Source organism: Pseudonocardia sp. C8 (assembly GCF_014267175.1).
Classification (GTDB): domain Bacteria; phylum Actinomycetota; class Actinomycetes; order Mycobacteriales; family Pseudonocardiaceae; genus Pseudonocardia.
This window is the reverse complement of record NZ_JACMTR010000002.1, coordinates 2298005-2314307: the sequence shown is the minus strand read 5'-3', so window position 1 is coordinate 2314307 and position 16303 is coordinate 2298005. Positions and strand designations below refer to the sequence as shown.

General features: G+C 70.1%; 23 protein-coding genes. 7 read left to right on the top strand and 16 right to left on the bottom strand.

What is annotated here, in order from left to right; all coding sequences use genetic code 11:
* Positions 1-7 precede the first annotated feature (7 nt).
* From H7X46_RS30610 to H7X46_RS11495, 4 genes are read right to left on the bottom strand one after another with little or no spacing between them, the layout of a single operon-like run.
* Positions 8-481 (bottom strand): WhiB family transcriptional regulator, encoded by a 474-nt coding sequence (locus tag H7X46_RS30610; RefSeq protein WP_186359393.1) that lies wholly within the window; start codon positions 479-481, stop codon positions 8-10.
* Between the two features lie 37 nt (positions 482-518).
* Positions 519-743: a hypothetical protein gene (locus tag H7X46_RS11505; protein ID WP_186359392.1), complete on the bottom strand. Its 225-nt coding sequence runs from the start codon at positions 741-743 to the stop codon at positions 519-521.
* The gene (locus H7X46_RS11500) at positions 722-1042 is read right to left on the bottom strand and encodes a hypothetical protein (RefSeq protein ID WP_186359391.1); all 321 of its coding nucleotides are present in this window, start codon (positions 1040-1042) and stop codon (positions 722-724) included. The genes H7X46_RS11505 and H7X46_RS11500 overlap by 22 nt, the downstream gene beginning before the upstream one ends.
* A complete protein-coding gene (locus tag H7X46_RS11495) occupies positions 1039-1278 on the bottom strand; it encodes a helix-turn-helix domain-containing protein (protein WP_186359390.1) in 240 nt (79 codons plus the stop codon). The genes H7X46_RS11500 and H7X46_RS11495 overlap by 4 nt, the downstream gene beginning before the upstream one ends.
* A 54-nt stretch (positions 1279-1332) precedes the next feature.
* On the opposite strand from H7X46_RS11495, the gene H7X46_RS11490 reads away from it, so the two are divergent.
* Positions 1333-1770, top strand: a complete 438-nt coding sequence (locus H7X46_RS11490; protein WP_186359389.1) for an XRE family transcriptional regulator — start codon at positions 1333-1335, stop codon at positions 1768-1770.
* A gap of 316 nt (positions 1771-2086) precedes the next feature.
* A complete protein-coding gene (locus tag H7X46_RS11485; RefSeq protein WP_186359388.1) occupies positions 2087-3550 on the top strand; it encodes a helix-turn-helix transcriptional regulator in 1464 nt (487 codons plus the stop codon).
* Between the two features lie 46 nt (positions 3551-3596).
* Here the strand turns inward: H7X46_RS11485 and H7X46_RS11480 are convergent, their stop codons facing one another.
* The 10 genes from H7X46_RS11480 to xerC form a co-directional block, all read right to left on the bottom strand.
* Complete coding sequence (locus tag H7X46_RS11480) at positions 3597-3740, bottom strand: hypothetical protein (protein WP_186359387.1); 144 nt, start codon at positions 3738-3740, stop codon at positions 3597-3599.
* A 273-nt stretch (positions 3741-4013) separates the two neighbouring features.
* Positions 4014-4976, bottom strand: a complete 963-nt coding sequence (locus H7X46_RS11475; protein ID WP_370588712.1) for a bifunctional DNA primase/polymerase — start codon at positions 4974-4976, stop codon at positions 4014-4016.
* Positions 4966-5484: a WhiB family transcriptional regulator gene (locus H7X46_RS11470; protein WP_186359386.1), complete on the bottom strand. Its 519-nt coding sequence runs from the start codon at positions 5482-5484 to the stop codon at positions 4966-4968. Before H7X46_RS11470 ends, H7X46_RS11475 begins: the two co-directional genes overlap by 11 nt.
* 281 nt (positions 5485-5765) lie before the next feature.
* The gene (locus tag H7X46_RS11465) at positions 5766-6215 is read right to left on the bottom strand and encodes a single-stranded DNA-binding protein (protein WP_186359385.1); all 450 of its coding nucleotides are present in this window, start codon (positions 6213-6215) and stop codon (positions 5766-5768) included.
* A gap of 397 nt (positions 6216-6612) precedes the next feature.
* Positions 6613-7170, bottom strand: a complete 558-nt coding sequence (locus H7X46_RS11460; RefSeq protein WP_222131274.1) for an HD domain-containing protein — start codon at positions 7168-7170, stop codon at positions 6613-6615.
* 257 nt (positions 7171-7427) lie between these two features.
* On the bottom strand, positions 7428-9026 hold the full coding sequence (locus H7X46_RS11455) for a ParB N-terminal domain-containing protein (RefSeq protein WP_186359383.1): 1599 nt from the start codon (positions 9024-9026) through the stop codon (positions 7428-7430).
* A 300-nt stretch (positions 9027-9326) separates the two neighbouring features.
* On the bottom strand, positions 9327-9461 hold the full coding sequence (locus H7X46_RS29540; protein WP_255426120.1) for a hypothetical protein: 135 nt from the start codon (positions 9459-9461) through the stop codon (positions 9327-9329).
* A 13-nt stretch (positions 9462-9474) separates the two neighbouring features.
* Positions 9475-10632, bottom strand: a complete 1158-nt coding sequence (locus H7X46_RS11450) for a DUF932 domain-containing protein (RefSeq protein WP_186359382.1) — start codon at positions 10630-10632, stop codon at positions 9475-9477.
* Positions 10633-10908: 276 nt separating this feature from the next.
* Positions 10909-11457: a hypothetical protein gene (locus tag H7X46_RS11445; RefSeq protein ID WP_186359381.1), complete on the bottom strand. Its 549-nt coding sequence runs from the start codon at positions 11455-11457 to the stop codon at positions 10909-10911.
* 187 nt (positions 11458-11644) lie between these two features.
* On the bottom strand, positions 11645-12934 hold the full coding sequence (gene xerC / locus H7X46_RS11440) for a tyrosine recombinase XerC (RefSeq protein WP_186359380.1): 1290 nt from the start codon (positions 12932-12934) through the stop codon (positions 11645-11647).
* Between the two features lie 376 nt (positions 12935-13310).
* On the opposite strand from xerC, the gene H7X46_RS11435 reads away from it, so the two are divergent.
* Positions 13311-13625, top strand: a complete 315-nt coding sequence (locus H7X46_RS11435) for a hypothetical protein (RefSeq protein WP_186359379.1) — start codon at positions 13311-13313, stop codon at positions 13623-13625.
* A gap of 120 nt (positions 13626-13745) precedes the next feature.
* Here the strand turns inward: H7X46_RS11435 and H7X46_RS11430 are convergent, their stop codons facing one another.
* A complete protein-coding gene (locus H7X46_RS11430) occupies positions 13746-14402 on the bottom strand; it encodes a hypothetical protein (protein WP_186359378.1) in 657 nt (218 codons plus the stop codon).
* A gap of 270 nt (positions 14403-14672) precedes the next feature.
* The gene (locus tag H7X46_RS11425; protein ID WP_186359377.1) at positions 14673-14867 is read right to left on the bottom strand and encodes a MerR family DNA-binding transcriptional regulator; all 195 of its coding nucleotides are present in this window, start codon (positions 14865-14867) and stop codon (positions 14673-14675) included.
* Between the two features lie 172 nt (positions 14868-15039).
* On the opposite strand from H7X46_RS11425, the gene H7X46_RS11420 reads away from it, so the two are divergent.
* The 4 genes from H7X46_RS11420 to H7X46_RS11405 are packed head-to-tail and all read left to right on the top strand — an operon-like array spanning position 15040 to position 16302.
* Positions 15040-15441 (top strand): hypothetical protein, encoded by a 402-nt coding sequence (locus H7X46_RS11420; protein WP_186359376.1) that lies wholly within the window; start codon positions 15040-15042, stop codon positions 15439-15441.
* A 41-nt stretch (positions 15442-15482) separates the two neighbouring features.
* Positions 15483-15812, top strand: a complete 330-nt coding sequence (locus H7X46_RS11415) for a hypothetical protein (protein ID WP_222131273.1) — start codon at positions 15483-15485, stop codon at positions 15810-15812.
* Positions 15809-16006: an AlpA family transcriptional regulator gene (locus H7X46_RS11410; protein ID WP_186359374.1), complete on the top strand. Its 198-nt coding sequence runs from the start codon at positions 15809-15811 to the stop codon at positions 16004-16006. The genes H7X46_RS11415 and H7X46_RS11410 overlap by 4 nt, the downstream gene beginning before the upstream one ends.
* Positions 16003-16302 (top strand): hypothetical protein, encoded by a 300-nt coding sequence (locus H7X46_RS11405; protein ID WP_186359373.1) that lies wholly within the window; start codon positions 16003-16005, stop codon positions 16300-16302. The genes H7X46_RS11410 and H7X46_RS11405 overlap by 4 nt, the downstream gene beginning before the upstream one ends.
* Position 16303 lies beyond the last annotated feature (1 nt).

Here is a 16303-nt window from a genome sequence, read left to right as displayed (position 1 = left end):
CCGGATCTCATCGGACACCCCGCGGGCACTGGGCTCGGTCATCGGCACGGTTGCGCGATGACCATCGCTCGACGGTTCTCTCGGACACGTTGAACCGGTCGGCGACCTCCCGGACGCTCGCGCCCGACCGGAGCGCGTCTCGCCCTGCCGCGATGACCGCGCTCCGCGCGTGAGCTGGTCGTCGTGGCTCGTCCCGGTGACTCTCCTTCCGTAGTACGCGCTGTCGCTCACCTGCCGTCATCCCGGCCGCGATGCCGTACGGGAGCCAGGCCCGGGCGAACCGCAAACAGTCCTCGCGTACCGGGCATCGGGTGCAGACGGCGCGCGCTCGTGCGATCTGCCGGTCCTGATGGGGGCCGCGTCCGGCGGTCGGGAAGAAGATCTCGGGATCGACATGCGTGCAGGCGGCCCTCGCTCGCCAGTCACGGGTTCGCTGCCGTCGTTCTCCCCCGCCGTCGTGGTTCGTGTCCGTCCGGGTCACGACATGGTCCTTCCTCTGATAACTGTCCGGCCGCGGCTCAGCGGCCGGTGTCTGGTTCACGGTTGAGAGCGGGGGTGGCGGCGTCGTCGAACGCCGACATGAAGCTGCTGACCGCGTCGGGGAGCCCGTCCCCGACCGGGGTGGTCACGAGCAGGACCACGGCGAGTACGGCGAAGGTGATGGCTCCAGCGGCCGAGTGCGCCTTGGCACAGATCAAGGCACCGACGACGGCGAAGAGGATCAGGAGCCCGACGCTGCCCATGTCGCCACCTCCAGCCGTCCACCCGGATCGGTGCCGTCGAGTCCGCGAGCGGAGGCATCAGCCCGCTCCCGCCAGATCGCGGCGTTGTGGCGTGCCCACGCCTCCGCGGCGAGCGCACCTCGCCATGCCACGCGCGAGCGGCTGCGCCGGTAGAGCGACGACCAGAACTCCGCTTCTTCGGCGAAGACGAGAGCGAGCCGCCGGTCGCGATCCGCGGCCAACACGTCGGCGAGTGCGGTGTCGCGCCGTCGCAGAAGGGCGTCGAGTTGGGCGTCGGAGCCCGGGATCTGGGTACTCATCGGGAGGCCCCCTGTACCCACCGTGCGGCGTCGACGACGGTGCCCTCCACGACCGCGGCCTCCGCCATCCCCTCGACCGCGCGGGCCGGGACGATCAGACGCCCGCGGACTCTGATCGCCGGGAAGCTGCCGTCGGCGATCGCCCGGTAGAGCGTCATCGAGGACATCCCGAACATCCGGGCGACCTCGGCGACGCTGTAGAAGCGCGGCCTCTCGGCCGCGAGCTGCTGCTCCATGGTTCCCTCCAAACTGGTGCCAATAACCATCAATATTGATGCTAGCAACGATCGGTGCCGACACTGGTGGCACAGTTGTCGGCGATCGGGCTCGATATTGGTACTTACGAGCCGTACGCTGGCGTCGTGGTGGAGACTGCTGTGACCGATGAGGACTGGGACGCTGTTGCCACGGCGATCCACGATCGGCTCGCCGCCCTGCGCATGACCCAGATGGAGCTGGCCTCTCGCGCTCAGGTGTCGATCACGACGGTCCGCGAGCTGCAGCACAACCTGAATCCGCGCCGCCGTCGTCCGCAGACGCTGACCGCTGTGTCCGAGGCGCTGGGCTGGCCGGGGCGTTACCTCGCCCAGGTACTCGTCGGGGAGTCACCTGCACCACATGCCGACGAGAAAACCGACCCGGTCCTCGCGGAGCTCACGGCTCTGCGGGAGGAGGTCGCCGAGCTGCGGCAGCGGATCGGCGAGCTCGAGCGTCGGCCAGTGCCCTGAGGTGCTCTGCCAGCGCCGCCTCGAGCCGGGCTTCGAGCGCATCCAGTCGCTCGTGCAGGAGGCGCACGGCATCGTCGTCATGTGGCGGCCCGAGCGCATCGTCGCTGGTCGCGGGGAAGTTTTCCTGGTCCATGCGTTGAGATTCCGCCCCGGGCACCAGCAGGTCCAAGGACCCCGTGGCATGTGTGATCTCGCGGCAGGACTTCCCGGCCTAGGCCCTGGTCAGCTACCTGTTTTCGCCGTTTCCCCTCGGGAATCCACGGGGATTTACTAGGCTCGCCGTTTACGTTCGCGAATCTGCGGAAGGCTGGGTGCTGTGGTCGACGACCAGTCCTGGCTCTCCCCCGCTACCGGGGCTGAGGTCGAGCTCAACACCGGCCTGCTCGCGGAGATCCTGCGCGACTACCGGCGGACCCACGGCATCAACCAGGCTGACCTCGCCCAGCTGCTGAGCATGGACCAGTCGTACATCTCGAAGATCGAAACCGGTCAGCGTGAAGTACGGGACGTGCACATGTTGCTGCGGATATCCCAGCAGCTCGGCATTCGCCCCGCGCGGCTCGGTCTGTCCGACGACCTGCTTCGCCCGGTCGCGTCGCCGTCGACGTCATCGCTGGTCGGCGAGTCGGATGCGATCGAGGCGAACCAGGAGGCGTGGCGCCGCACCCGGCGCCGGCTCAACCGGTCCCGAGGGAATCTCGCCCGGGCGGCCGCCGGCCTCTACGCTCGGGAGCTGCGGATCGGCAGCCTGCCGTTCATGGTGGCGCCCGGCTGGATTCCGGATCGTCCGGTGCCGCTCGGCCAGATCGAGCTCGTGTGGAACTCCGACGCCGTGGGAGCTGAGGTCACCGGCACCGAACCGGAGGCGTGGAGTGTCCTGCCGCTCCGGGCCCCGGGCCGTCGCTTCAGCCGCTACACCTCGGCGATCCGCTACCTCGACGCGCCGAAGCTCTTCGAGAACCGCCCCAGCTACCGGCTCCTCGACGCCGAGCTCGGATCGACGACCGGGCGGCTGGAGTTCGGGCTCGCTACCTACTTCGACAAGCTCGATCTTTCCGAGGCGGTCGCGCACGAGCTCGCCGACGCCCGAGACGGGACCGGCACGCCACCGTCCTGGAACGAACTTCCGCTGCGAGCCCTGGTCGGCGACCCGTTCGACCTGCGACGGCGGTTCGTGATGCCGGCCGTCGAAACCCTCACACTGCGGCGGCGTGGACCCGGTGATGCCACGTTCCTGCTGCACTGGCGTGACCCCGCCAAGGTCGCCACCGCGGCCGGCATCTACGGCTTGATCCCCGCCGGTGAGTTCCAGCCGTCGAGTGTGGCGAGCTGGGACCGCTCCAATGACTTCAGCCTATGGCGCGGCATGATCCGCGAATTCTCCGAGGAGCTTCTGGGCGAGCCGGAGCGCGACGGGAGTTCCGGCGAGCCGCTGGACTACGAGAACTGGCCGCTGTACCGCTCGCTGGAGAGGGGCCGCGAGCAAGGTCGGGTCCGGCCGTACTGCCTCGGAGTGGGGCTCGACACGCTGACGCTGACGGCGACTTTCCTGACGGTCGTCGTGTTCGACGCCGACGTCTTCGATCCGCTGTTCGGCAACACCGTGCAGATCAACGCCGAGGGGGAGCTGGTGACCGCGGCCGACTCGACGTCGGTGTCGGAAGGGCTGCCCTTCACCGCAGCGACGGTGGAGAGGTTGGTGACGCGAGAGCCGATGGCCTCACCGGGCGCATGCATCCTGCGGCAGGCGTGGGAGCACCGCAGCGCGCTGCTCGGGTAGCAACCGAGAAAGGCTCGCCGGCACGTGACCGGCGAGCCGCTCGGGGTCAGAAGGCGGGCTCGGACTCGCCCAGCTCGTGCTCGATGTCGAGCACCTCGTAGTTGTCGTTGTAGACGTCGTCCTCGGTGAGCTCGTAGTCGATGACCAGGTCGCGCGCGGTGTTGTCGGCGGGGTTCGCGGTGAGGAACATCTGGGCCTCCGGTGCTCGGTGCGGGTGGAACGCGGTCCTCCTCAGCACGGCCGTGGTGGGGTCCCCGGAGGGGACGTCGGGGGTTCCGGCTGGCCCATCCCGGTGTGACCCCGCGCCCGACCGCAGCTTTCCGACCGACGCGACGGGGTCTCACCGGGATGGGTCGGCCGGGTTCATCGACGCTTGCCCCACCGCGGCTGTGCTGACCTCCGGGCGATCCAGTCGGGCCGTGTGCCGGAGGCCCACCCGCGCCGAACGGGGCGGCCTACCCGATCAGCGCTCCCCCGGCATGGCGCTCGCTGTCCCCAGGAGACGCGGCGACCGCCGTCCGTAGGCGATCCCGCGCCGCACGGCGCGCGCGACCTCGGCGGCGGTCATGCCGTCGACGCCGACGTGGACGGCGGCGGCGTCCGTGACGACGGACGCCGCGACGTCTTCGTCGAGGTGGCCGGCGCCGACAAGGCGGCCGAGTGTGCGTGCAGCGCGGTAGATCGTCCACTGCCGGGTTCCGACGAGCGCCGCCCGGACACCGGCCGCCTCCCCCGCGACGATCGCCGTCACGTACGACGCAGACACCGGACCCGTCGGCGCCGGGCCCTCGTGGGCCGGCTGTCGCGCAGGCTGGCTGAGTAGCCGCCGGATCCACTCCGGCAGCATCGCGATCGGCGGTGGGACGACGACCGAGTAGCGGCCGCCTGGCAGCGCACTTCCTGCTCCGACGACGTATCCGCCGCCGCCCCGCGTGTCGATGCGCGGCGCAAGTGCACCTTGCGTATTTCGCAGCTCCGCGCCGCCGGGAAGGCGGAAGTACCGGTGCTGTCCCCCGGTTGGTGTCAGCACGGTGTAGGTCCCGCTCACGGTCTCGCCTCGGTCGTTGGCCAGCGCTGCCAGGGCATCCAGCCCGGAAGGCGCGGCGAGGCCACCGCCGTGGCCGTCGGAGGTGTCGAGATCGAGGACAAGCAGACGCGACGGACCACAAGCGATGCCGACATTGAACGGCTCCCGGCTCCACCACCGGCAGACACGGTCCGGGTCGCTGGTCGCGCGCTGTTCCCAGCTGCGGTGCCCGTCCGAACAGATTCCCCGTCCCCGGCAGTTGGTCTCACCGTGGAACACCGGGACCTTGGTCAGGGTCCTGAGCGGGAAGACGAAAAGTCCCGCACGCGACGCAGCCACCGCGGCGTGGCGCAACCGGTCGAGATCGGACCGTTCCTGGCGTGATGTGTCAGCCCGCACGGCGCCCTCCTCCGGATCCGTCCTGCCGTTCGGATGACGATGGCAGGGCGCAGGCGGGTCCGGGGCCGACATCGCGCCGCCGCGACGGGCACTGTCGTGCTCGGCCCCGTCGTTTGCCAGCGGCGATCCACCGGTCGACCGTCCGCTCCGTGACTCCGACCCGGTCGGCGACCTCGGCCCGGCGGACACCTCGCGCCAGTAGGGCCACCCCGACGGCGCGCCGTTCCTTCGTCGACATGTCCGAGGTGATCTCGAGCTTGACCGCGACCGGTGGTAGGGCGTGTCCGGGCCCCATCGCCCGACGCGCCCGCGCGGTCACGCCGCCCCACACGCCGAACTGCTCCCGGTGCCGGATCGCCCACTCGAGGCACGGCGTCCGCACCGGACACGTATGGCATATCGCCACGGCGCGCGCCACCTGCCGGCGGGTCTGCTGCCCTCGACCGGGCTCCGGGAAGAACAGCTCGGGATCTGCCGTGCGGCAGCGCGCCTCGTCTCGCCAGTCCATGACGTCGCCCTCTCGATGTGGCTCCGGCTCGGTTGCGAGCCGGCACCGACACCTGCGGTCCTGGTGACCGGCAGTCGTCGCGTCGGTGGGCGACGCCCGCCCCGGCGGTCCCCGCGGCTCGGGGCCGGCTCGCCGGAGGCGATCGCGTGCGACCGGAGCGCAGCGGAGGGCCTGGCCCGGGGCCGGACCGCCGGGCACCGTCGGGCGGCGCCGGCGCGCGACTGTCGTCGACCGGGCGCTGCCCGGCCGGGACGGTCCCCGGACCGCCCCGGCCGACCGGCTCAGCCGGTGGTCTGCGCCTCCTGCGCCGGCTGATCAGCCTGCTCGTCGGCCTGCGGTTCCGGGCGCCGGTTCTTCGTGACCGCCACGGTGGCGCGGTTGAGGTCGAGGCCGACGTAGTCGGCACGGAGGTCGGTGCGACGGACGAGGATGTCCTCGCCACCCTCCTGGCGGCTCTCCCGGGTGTAGGAGTTGTCGCGGAGCTTCCCGACGACGATCACCGGGTCGCCCTTGCGCAGGCTGGCGTGAACGTTGTCGGCCAGCTGGCCGAAGGCCACCACGTCGTGCCAGACGGTGGGGCGCTGGACCCAGTCACCGCGGCGGCGGTCGAACTCGCGCGGGGTGAAGGCGACCGAGACGCGGACCGCGCTGGCGCTTCCGTCCTTGGAGTAGAACTTCGGGTCCTGTCCGAGGTGGCCGGTGATCGTGACGGGGATCTCGAAGCCGCTCATGATGTTCCTCCCGAGGGATCGGTGCTGGTGAGTGACGCGGCTCCGCCTCAGTGCGCCCGGTGGGGGCGGTCGGGGGTTCCGGCTCGTCCATCCCGGTCGTGCCCGGGCGCGGGCCCGCTCGACGGGCTGCGGCCGCCGGAGGCGGCCTCCGATGTGTCCGCGCCCGGGGTCACCGGGATGGACGGGCGACGGGTTCATCGATGGCCCTCGCCGGGTGTGCTGACCTTCGGGCGTCTCCCGCCTGAACCGGTCTCACGGAGGAATCCACGCGGCATCGACACCGCGACCGGGCACGACCCAACATCGTCGCCTGAAATCTGACCGCCGGACCGCCATGGCGCCGGCTCCGAACGGGGCGGTGCGCCTGAGCCGGTGCGGTCACCCGTTGCGTGTCCAACTACGGACAGCGGGGGTCGAGCCCGACGGCGTGTAGCCAGCGACCAGCGCGCTCCACGGCCGCTCGCCTGTCATGCAGGCTCGGTCCCAGGGATCGGATGACGTAGTGCCCGGGCGGATAGCGATCGCGGATGTCGGCCATGCGCTGGGCGAACGTAACGGGACCCCCGTCGGGGCTGGTGGTCATGTCGAAGAACCAGAGGAGATCGCGGACGAGCCCGCGTTCGTCGGCGAACTCGTCGAGCTCATCAGCCATGCCGAGCGCCTGGGCCTCGTGAACGGCAGCCGAATGGTGGGCGACCAGGCCCCAGAGCCGCGCACCGACGCCGAGTTCGCGCAGGGCGCGGGCACCGTCGAGCGGGTGGAATCCGGTCTCGGCCAGCTCCGGCGCGTAGCCGATGTCGTGCAGCCAGGCCGCGGTCACCAGGAGCTCGCCGTCGTCCAGGTGACCGGCGACGGCCTCCGCACGCCGCGCCACGCCCTGCACGTGACGCCATCGACGCGGCAGGGCTCGTTCGAGGTAGAGCCGCGCAAGGTCACGGTCGGAATCCCCGTGCACATCCGCCTCCTCTGGGCCCAGGGCCATGAGCACGTCCGTGCCGATGGGCAACAGAGCGCCCGGCAGCTCCGGAAGCCTGTCAGTCGTACAGCGAGGCGGGGCCCGCTTCGTGCGCAGTCCGTCACACATGCAAACGTGTCGCCAGCGGCAGCAGCCGCTCATCCGGGCCCCGTCCCGGGCGCGCGCCACTGCCGCCCTGGGGCCACTGCAGACCCGACTCCGCGGACCGGGCGGACCAGGACGCCAGGAACTTGACGCTAGGACTCGGATTCGAGCATGTCGCCGTCGACGACGATGTCGGCCTGCGGCTCGACCATCAGCTGCTCGATCGGTGCGAGGTCGTAGCCCCACTCTTCGAGCTGTCGCAGGTATGCCGCGACCTCATCGTCGTGTTCGACCCAGTTCCGCAACCGCATCGACAGCTCGTGTCCGGCGAGGACGATGGCCAGCAGGACGACGGTCGCTCGCCCGGGTGTCGCGGTTCGGATCGCCGCGAGCAGCGCGTCGCTCGCCTGTCCTCCAGCGTCCGATCCGCGTCGGAGGGTGTCGGTTCCGAGCAACCCGCGGGCGAGCGCGTGCCCGTTCGCGTAGCTGCGGTCGAGGCCGCTGATGCCGTGGGCGAGCGAGGCCGCGCAGTAGCGAACCGCATCCTTCGGCGGATTCTTGCGGGAGAGGAAGGTCGCGAGCCAGCTCCTGCGCACAGCCTCCGCCGCCTGGACGGCCTCGTTCCGAATGCGGATCCGCTCGCGCTCGATCCGTTCCACGGCGGCGACGCGGCGGGCCTGCTCCTCGGCTGCGGCCTGCCACGACGCGGCATCCTCGTCGTCGTCCCCGAAGCCCGTGTCCACGCCCGGATCGCGCTCGTCCTCGCCGTTCTGGACCCGGCCTGGTGCAGGCTGGGAGGCGGTCGCGGGAGCGAAGCGCGCGGTGTGACCGTACCGCGTCGGCTCTGTGCACCAGGCAATCTCATAGCACTGGACACCCTCACGGCCCGTGTATGCCGTCACTGAGATCGCGTGCCCGGGGCAGGCGGTGTGCTGCTGGTCGGTCAGGATGGTGCCGGGCTCGTCGTCGACGCGGGGGCGGAGTTGCTGTACCTCGATCGCGTCCGGGTGTCGGCTGCGGTCGAGGATCGTCACGCCGGCCTCGGCCAGTTCGGTGAGCCGGTCGCGTTCGGCAGCCTCCCGCGCCCTGGTCATCCTGAGCCGCTGGGCGATGTGGTCGAACAGTTGTGGTGTCCGCCGCGCGGCGACGGTGAGTTCCTTGACCGCCTCGGCGTCGTCGTCGAACTCGGCGATGACGGCGAGCTGGGTCAGATCCAGGTCGTAGCGGTCCATGACGCCGGCCGCGAGCGGTGAGCGCGCGATCGACGTGGTCGTCCGGATGCGGTCGGCCTTGCTGTGGGTGCGCCGTGCGATCTCGGCCGGGCTGAAGCCGAGTTCCAGTAGCTCCTGGTGGGCGTGCACCTCGTCGCGGTCGGTGATCCCGGCACGGTGCTGGTTCTCCCCGAGCTGATCGATGATCCGTTCGGCCTCCTCGTCGCGGTCGGTCGTGGTCTCCGGCGCCGCGTCGGGCTCAAGGAGCACCCGGATCCGCTCCAGGCCGACCCTCACCGCAGCAAGGGTGCGTCGTGTTCCCTTTCGCACCACGAGCCGCCCGTCGGAGGCGCGCCGGCGCACCGTGACGGGCTCCCGAACGCCGCGGTCCCGGATGGAGGCGACGAAGTGGGCGTCCAGTACGGGAACCGTGCGTGTGTTGATCTCGATCTCGAGCTCTGCGGGGTCGGCCCACAGCAGTGCGCCCAGCTCGGTGTCGTGTTCCGGTTCGGACGGTGTGGTCGGGTCATCGGGGTTCACGTTGCCTCCGTTGGGTGAGGTCGTTCCGCCGATCCCGGGACCGGCGGTGCGCCCCAACGGCCGGGGCGCACCGCGTATCCGGGCAGCGTCGACCTGCGGCCCGGAGCGGGTTCGGCCGGGGGCCGGCCGGTGTGGACCCGCGTTCTCGATGCGAGCGCAGCGGGTGGCTCCGGCAGCGGGTTCACCCGTGCCGGTTCGCGGGCGGCTCCGCGCCGGGCCCCGGTCGACGCTGCCAGCGTGTGCCCGCCCCGGCCCTGCCTGGTCACCGGGACGGCATGTCCGAGCGACCAGGCGGGTCGGTCAGTGGCGCTTCAAGTCGATCGACGAGCGGTGGCGCGGTACACGGCGTCGCCGCAGGGCCACCACCAACGCGATGGTGGCGAGAATGTCGGCGACACCGGCCATGACCAGGCTGATCAGAACAGCGGTGTCCATCGCGAGGTCCCGGTCACGTTCCGGCCCTGACGAAGGCGGCGGCCCGCTGCATCGCCTCAACCCCGGCGGCTTCGAGGGCGTGCGACTCGTCGGCATCGGCCATGTCCTGTGCCGCGGCCGTCACGGCGTGCATCATCCCGCCCGAGGTCATGTCACCGCCCTCGATGAACCTGTTGAGGATCGCCGCGCGGGCGGTCTCGGAGAACCGCAGCCGGGCACCCACGTGCTCGATCAGCGGCTGGGGATCCCGCACCGGCGTCGAGGCGTCCTGCTCGAGCTCCGCGATCCGCCGGCTCAGGAAATCCTCGCTCAGGAACGTCGCGACCGCGTCGCGGGTGCACTTGCGGACCAAGGCGAGCGAGGCATCGTGGGTGTCCTGGTTCCAGCGGATCGCGCCCGCCGGCAGCTTCCCGCCGAGGTGGACCTCCCGGTGCGCATGCTTAGTCAGCGTCATGCCGTTGTCGCAGATCTGGACCGTGATCTGCGGACTGATGGTGAAGGCACCGTGCCCGGTCTCGCTGTTGGAGACGACGAAGCCCGCGAAGACGAGCGGGTTCTCCGCACCACGGGCCCGGGTGAACGGCGAGGTGTAGTTCCGCAGCAGCTGCGGCGCCATTGTCGCGATCTCTCGCGACCGGATCTTCAGATACATCCGGGCCTCGGTGAGATCGGCCTGGGCAACGTCCACCGCCGCGCCGGCCTCGCTGACGCCGTCCAGCACCGTCATCAGGACGTCGAGGTGATCGACGATGCGGAACGCGTCCGACAGCAACGCCCGCAACACCCCGGCGCCCGAGTGATCGACGAGTCCGCGCACGAGAAACCGACGTTCGGGCTGGTGCCCGAGCCACCCGTTGACATTGGCGTCGTAGAGGTCGAGGTGCTCAGCGCGCATCCGACGCAGGTAATCGGTCGGGATGCGGAACCTGTCCGCCATACCGGCCTCGGCGAGCCGGGTCGGGGCCAGCAGCGCGTCCCTGCGGGTCACGCCGTCGAGGTCGAACCGCTGGTGGGTGTTCGTCGCCCGCAGCATCCCGCGCTCGCAACGCAGCGCGGACGCGGCGACGACGACATCATGCTTGGCGGCCTGCTGGCGTTCGAGCAGGGTGACGAGTTCCTGGAGGGAGGCGTTGCGGGCGCTCGCCGAGAGGTGGTCGAGATCGGTGGTCATCGGGACTCCGTCCGCTGATCGGCGTCCCGCGCAGACGCGCGGGACGGCCCCGCCGCGTGGCGGGGCGTGATCAGAGGGCGGGGCGGCCACGGCGCGGCGGATCCTCGCGCTCGCTCGACCGGTGTGGCGTCGCGGCCGAACGCCTCGACCACCTGCTGGGTCAACCGTTCGCGACGTCACCCGGGCGGGTGGGGCGGCGAGGAATCGGCGGGCAAGCCGTGGACGGACCGCACCGTCATCGCGCCCGCCACCGGCCGTGGCCCGCGACACGCACGCCTACGACGCCCGGACACTCGCCGCGTCGGCCCGTGCCTCCAGCAGATCGGCGGCGACACGCCAGGCGTTGAGCATCGACGTGTATGCCACCGCGTCTGCCAGCTCCCAGGTGACCGGCCCCACCTGCACGCGCAACAGCGTCGGGACGTCCCGGCCGGGCTGGGAGGTCATGACATCGGTCGTCACCGTGGGCGCCCCCGCGAAGCGCACCATCGCCGACACCAGCCACGGCCCCGACGACAATGCCGGCCGACGGTCCCGCGGGAGCGACTGCGACAACACCCGAGCCGCAGGCGCCGCAGCCGCCCACTTCTCGGCGATCTGGTGGGCGGTCAGGTGCGTCGCCATGTACACCAGCACCGTCCCGAGCGACAGGCCCAGCTGCTGCTGCGGCGTCCCGGCGAATCTCAGATCGACCCGCGTGGGCACCCATCCGGCGACCCGGACCGCAAGGCTGCCCACCGACGAGAATCCCCGGGCGGCTTCCTCCTCGTGAATGGTCCGCTTGGTGCTGGTCGACAGAGCCCGCGTGTTCATCGTGGTGGCCATGCTGATCTCCCGGTCCTCGGCCGAGCATGCGGCCCGGCTCATCCGACGGGTGGCGGGCGCAGTTCCCCGCCACTCGCGGATCCCGCAGCACGGCCGCCGGCGGGAGGGTCCAGGGCAGGCCGGAGGCCTGTCGCCGAAGGCGACGCGCAGCGCCCTGGACGGCCACGGCGGCCGTGCTATCGAGTGATCACCCGGTCAAAGGTCCGGCACTGCCATCGAGCCGAGCCTGCGGTCGCGCGGGCAGCCTGGTCGCCAGGGATTGAGCGGCACGCTGATCCGCTTCGGAGATCCAGGCCGCGTAGACCCGCAGCGTCGTCGTGCCGCCCCCTCCGTGCCCGAGACGTCCCGCGACGGTCCGGACGTCGACACCCGCCGAGATCAGCTCTGTGGCCGAGTAGTGACGGAGCTTGTGGATCGTGGTCTTGATCCCGAGCCGCTTCGCCATCCGCCCGTAGCGCTGGCTCACCGACCGCGGGACGAGATACTGCGAACCATCGGGCGCCGGCGAGAACACGAACGCCTCGTCGGCCAGGACCGTCCCCGCAGCCGCCGCCCGGCGCGAACACCGATCGCGGTGCTCACCCAGTGCATCCCGCGAATCCTCGTCGAGTGCGATCCGACGCTGATGGTGGGTCTTGGTGTCCTTCATCCAGGTGCGGTCGTCGAGCTGGGCGATGCTGCGCTCGATGGTCAGGGTTCCGGACTCCAGGTCGACGTCGCCCCAGCGCAGTGCACAGAGTTCACCGCGCCGGAAGCCGGTCACCATGGTCAACCACACCAGCAGCCCCCACTCCGGGTCCTTCCCGGCCTCGGCCAGCAGCTGCGCCGCCTCGGCAGCCGTCGGGGGCCGAGCGTTCGGCGTCGGAGACGGCGGCGGGTCGGCGAGCTCGATCGGGTTCCGGTTGATCCAGCCCCAGCGCACCGCTCGCCGAAGCGCCCCGGAGAGAATCACGTGGACCTGCCGGATCGTCGACTTCGACAACGGCCGGCACACGTGCACGCCGCAACGATGATCGCACCTGTGCTCGCGTGCGGTCCGGTGATCGATACGTGTCTTGTCGCGGCGGTCGCAGTGATCGCGGCAGCGACGCAGCTCGGCATAGAACGCGTCGAAGATCGAGGCACGAAGCGCCCCGACCTTCTGCCTACCGATCAGCGGGCGGACGTGCTTGCGACACAGCGTCCGGTAGGTCGACAACGTGGTCGGCTCGATCTCCAGCAGCTCGAAGTGCTTGTCGAGCAGCTGATCGACCGTCGCCGTGGTCTTGGGGTTCTTCTCGTCGTCGACCTCCGAGGCGAGCCGACGCAGGACCCGCTCGGCTTCCTTCTGCGCTCTGGGGCCCGCCGGCACGAGCTCCCGCAGGAAGTGCCGCTTCCCGCTCACCGGGTCGACACCGGCGTAGACGACGACGCGCAGCGAACCGCTCGGCAACGTCTCGATCCGCCCCTTGCGGCGGGACCGTCCGGTGGTGGCCATGCGCAGAACGCTAGCCAGATTCGCACCACGAACGGCACCACGCCGTGTCGGTACGAGGCCTCCGAAGATCGACTACAAGATCAACAGCAATGATCTTGCCGGTCCGCATCTGCGCTGGTCACAGCATGAAAAAGGGCGGCTCTCCCGGTGGAGAACCGCCCAGTTCCGGCCTGTCGGGACGACAGGATTTGAACCTGCGACCCCTTGACCCCCAGACCGCCAGGACTGTCGGTTGCTGTCACTCCCCGTGACTCATGTGGGCGGTGACCAGGGGCTCGGTGTCGCGCAATGGCGCGCCTGTCACGTACTGACGCGGGTGCCACCTTGACTGAAGCGTGACCGACGCAAGATCACGAGAGAGAGGCAGGAATCGATCATGCACGAGATGAACAACCAGGCCCCCGCGGGCTACCACCGGATCGTCAACGACGATGCTTCCGGTATCACCGTCACCGATCCGGACCCGGTGGCCTACTCCCCCGCCGCGTTGGCCGTCCTGCGCGAGCACGGGGTCGACACCTACGAGCGCGAGATGGCGCTCTGCCGTGCGATGGGCCGTGAGGCTTACGAGCTGGCCGTCACCGCCATGATTGTCGAGGCTGCTGAGATGCTGGGTGAGGAACCCACGGCTCTCGTGCGGCGTCTGGTCAAGGAGACCACCCGTGCGCGGTCGGTAGTAGACCGGTCGTGAGGTTGTCTCGGAGGCCGACGTAGCCGTCCGATGAACGCCCGGTCCACCCTTCTGCGGCCGGCCAGGGCCGGAGCGGGGAGGCCCGGGTGTTCGTCGGACGGGGGGCCGATTCAGCCTGCGTTAGCCGAGCGCGCCCGGTCCGCCAAGCCAGTCGATCACGAATCGCGCAAGGGTCGAGACGCCTGCCATGGTGGTGATTGCCGTGACGAGACGGCTGGCCGCCGACGCCCGCTCCTCGTCATCTCCGTCCACGGCTGCCTGCCGCGCAGCCTCGACGGCGCTCTCGATCTCAGAGCGGTTCTGCACCTGTGGGTAGAGCCGAAGTAGCTCCTCGGCAGCGTCAGCACCAGCCTGGATGCGTTCAGGCGCAGCCAGAACCTCGATCCTCGTGGACTGCGCGGTGTCACCAAAGTTGAACCCAGAGACGTTGCCACCGTCGCGCTGGTGCACGTTCATCGTCTGTGTCGTGCTCGATGTCCCGCGTAGGGACCGCTCGAACTCGTTCATGTCCCCCGCGTAGTCCTCGACGCACTGTCGCCCCGGCGGCAAGATCCGAACGTCGAGCGGTAATGTCGAGCCCATCGACCGCGTTCCCCTCACGAGTCCCAGCGCCTCGGCACGCTGCAGAACTCGGCCGATCTGCGTCTCGGTGATCCGCTCTCCATCGAGCATCGGCGAAGAGTCGAGGAACTTAGTCGGTTGTCGCGACCGGTCGTACTCATCGGTGCTCCCGATGAGCCAGGGCAGGTAGAGTTTGCCGACCTCGTTGGTCGTCATGGCGGTGCCACCTCTCTGAGACATGTGATCGCATCCGGCTTGGGCGTGAGGTTGTCGCACGCCAGTTGATCAGCCCGCCGAGCGTCACCTGTGACAGAGACAAGTGTTCCGTCCGGCGGCTCACGTCGGGTCTGCTCAGCGACGACCGGACGGCTACACGCGACGACTGAGTTGGTCGGTCACCAACTTTGATGAGCGGGTGTCGCGTATTACGTGATTCAGGGGACTCCCCGCTCAACGTTCACGATCACCACCCTTGCGGGTGGGGGCCTACTCCTCAGCCTGCGCGTTCCGCTCGTCGAGCTGGCGCCGTAGATCATCGAGGTCCCAGCGCGCTTGTCCTCCCGCCGTGCGCGTGGCTGGCTTGACGATGCCGGCCTTGGCCCACCGACTCAGGGTGGCCGGATCAACACCGAGTGCCTTCGCAGCTTCGGCGGTCCTGATCAACCGGGACTCCTCGCTCACTCTGTAAGGGTCGCACGAGTTCCGTCCTCTACTGCGGCAACGTGGCAGGTAGTCAGGGTTGCGAGTGTCGTAAGAGTCATGCGGTGTTGCCAGAGTCGTGACAGGCTCCTATCCTCGGTGAAGTCAGAGTTGCAAGAGTTCGCAACGAACATCAGAGAATGGAGCCGGCACCATGCGCGAGATTCCGGTCGATTCGACCAAGGTCCAGTTCATCGGCACCGGGAAGGCTGCGGCCCGGGCTGAGTACGGCGAACTCTCCGACGGCAGCCGGCGTCGCACCGGGAACCAGGCCGTTGACGACAACGGCGTACCCGTGTGGGTGGTTGACGTGATCGTGGACGACGATGACGCCGATCGGGCCGAGATCGCCGGGGTGCGGGTGTCCTCATATGACGAGCCGACCACCGAGAAGTGGCGCCCGGTCCGGTTCGTGAACCTGCGGGTGAAGCCGTGGGCCGACACGGGCGGAAACTTCACCAAGATCGCGTTCTCGTGGCTCGCGGACGGGATCGAGGCCAGTGGGACAGCCGGCCGCCCCAAGCCGGTCCCGCCGTCCGAGCAGGCGGCGTCGTGATGGCCGGCCGTGTAAATCTGGACGACACGTCTCGGTGTCCGGTGGCCGAGCAGTGCGCGTCCTGCGGGGCCCGGGACGAGCTGGCGGTGGCGACGATGGACACCCCGGTCGGAGTGCTGTGCGCGACGCTCTGTGGTACCTGCGCCGAGACCGAACACCTGCCGGCGTTCGGGTCCTGGATGGCCGCCGTCGCGGCCGTGATCGAGCACTGCGAGCACCTGGGCGTCACGGTCGATGAGGCCGCCGCCGCTCGCCGGGAGCAGTGTCCGGCCTGCCTGTCGGACAACACGTTGGACCTCGGCCGGGGTGACTACGAGTGTCGGCGCTGCGGCGCACAATTTCGTGTCGCTGACGTGCTGGTGACGTCATGAGCGCGCCGGAGGTGGAGCGGCTGCTCACGACTCGCGAGGTGGCGGCACGGTTGCGGCTCAGCGGGCGGACCGTGCTGCGATTGGTCGAGGCCGGCCAGCTCCCGGTCATTGCCCTGACGGGCCGGACGGTGCGGTTCCGGGTCGAGGACGTGGACCGGTTCCTGGCCGAACGGTACCGGTCGGCGGCGTCATGATCTGGCTGGTCGTGGTGGTCGGGCTGGGCATCGTGGTGTTCGGCCCGGTCGCCGTGCTCGGGTTCGCCGGGGACGCGGCGTGGTGGTGGCTCGGGATCGTCGGGCCGGTCGTATCGGCCCTGGTGTTGGCCGCGGCGGTGTGCGGGACGCTGGCCATGCTCGTGTTCACCGAGCGAGACCGGCCCGGCATCGTCTGGACTGAGATCGTCGTCGGGCGCTCCCGTGCACGCACCTCGCCCGCGGACCGTGCCGAGATCAACGCCTACCTGGCCCGCATCCGGGACGAGGCGGCGTGAG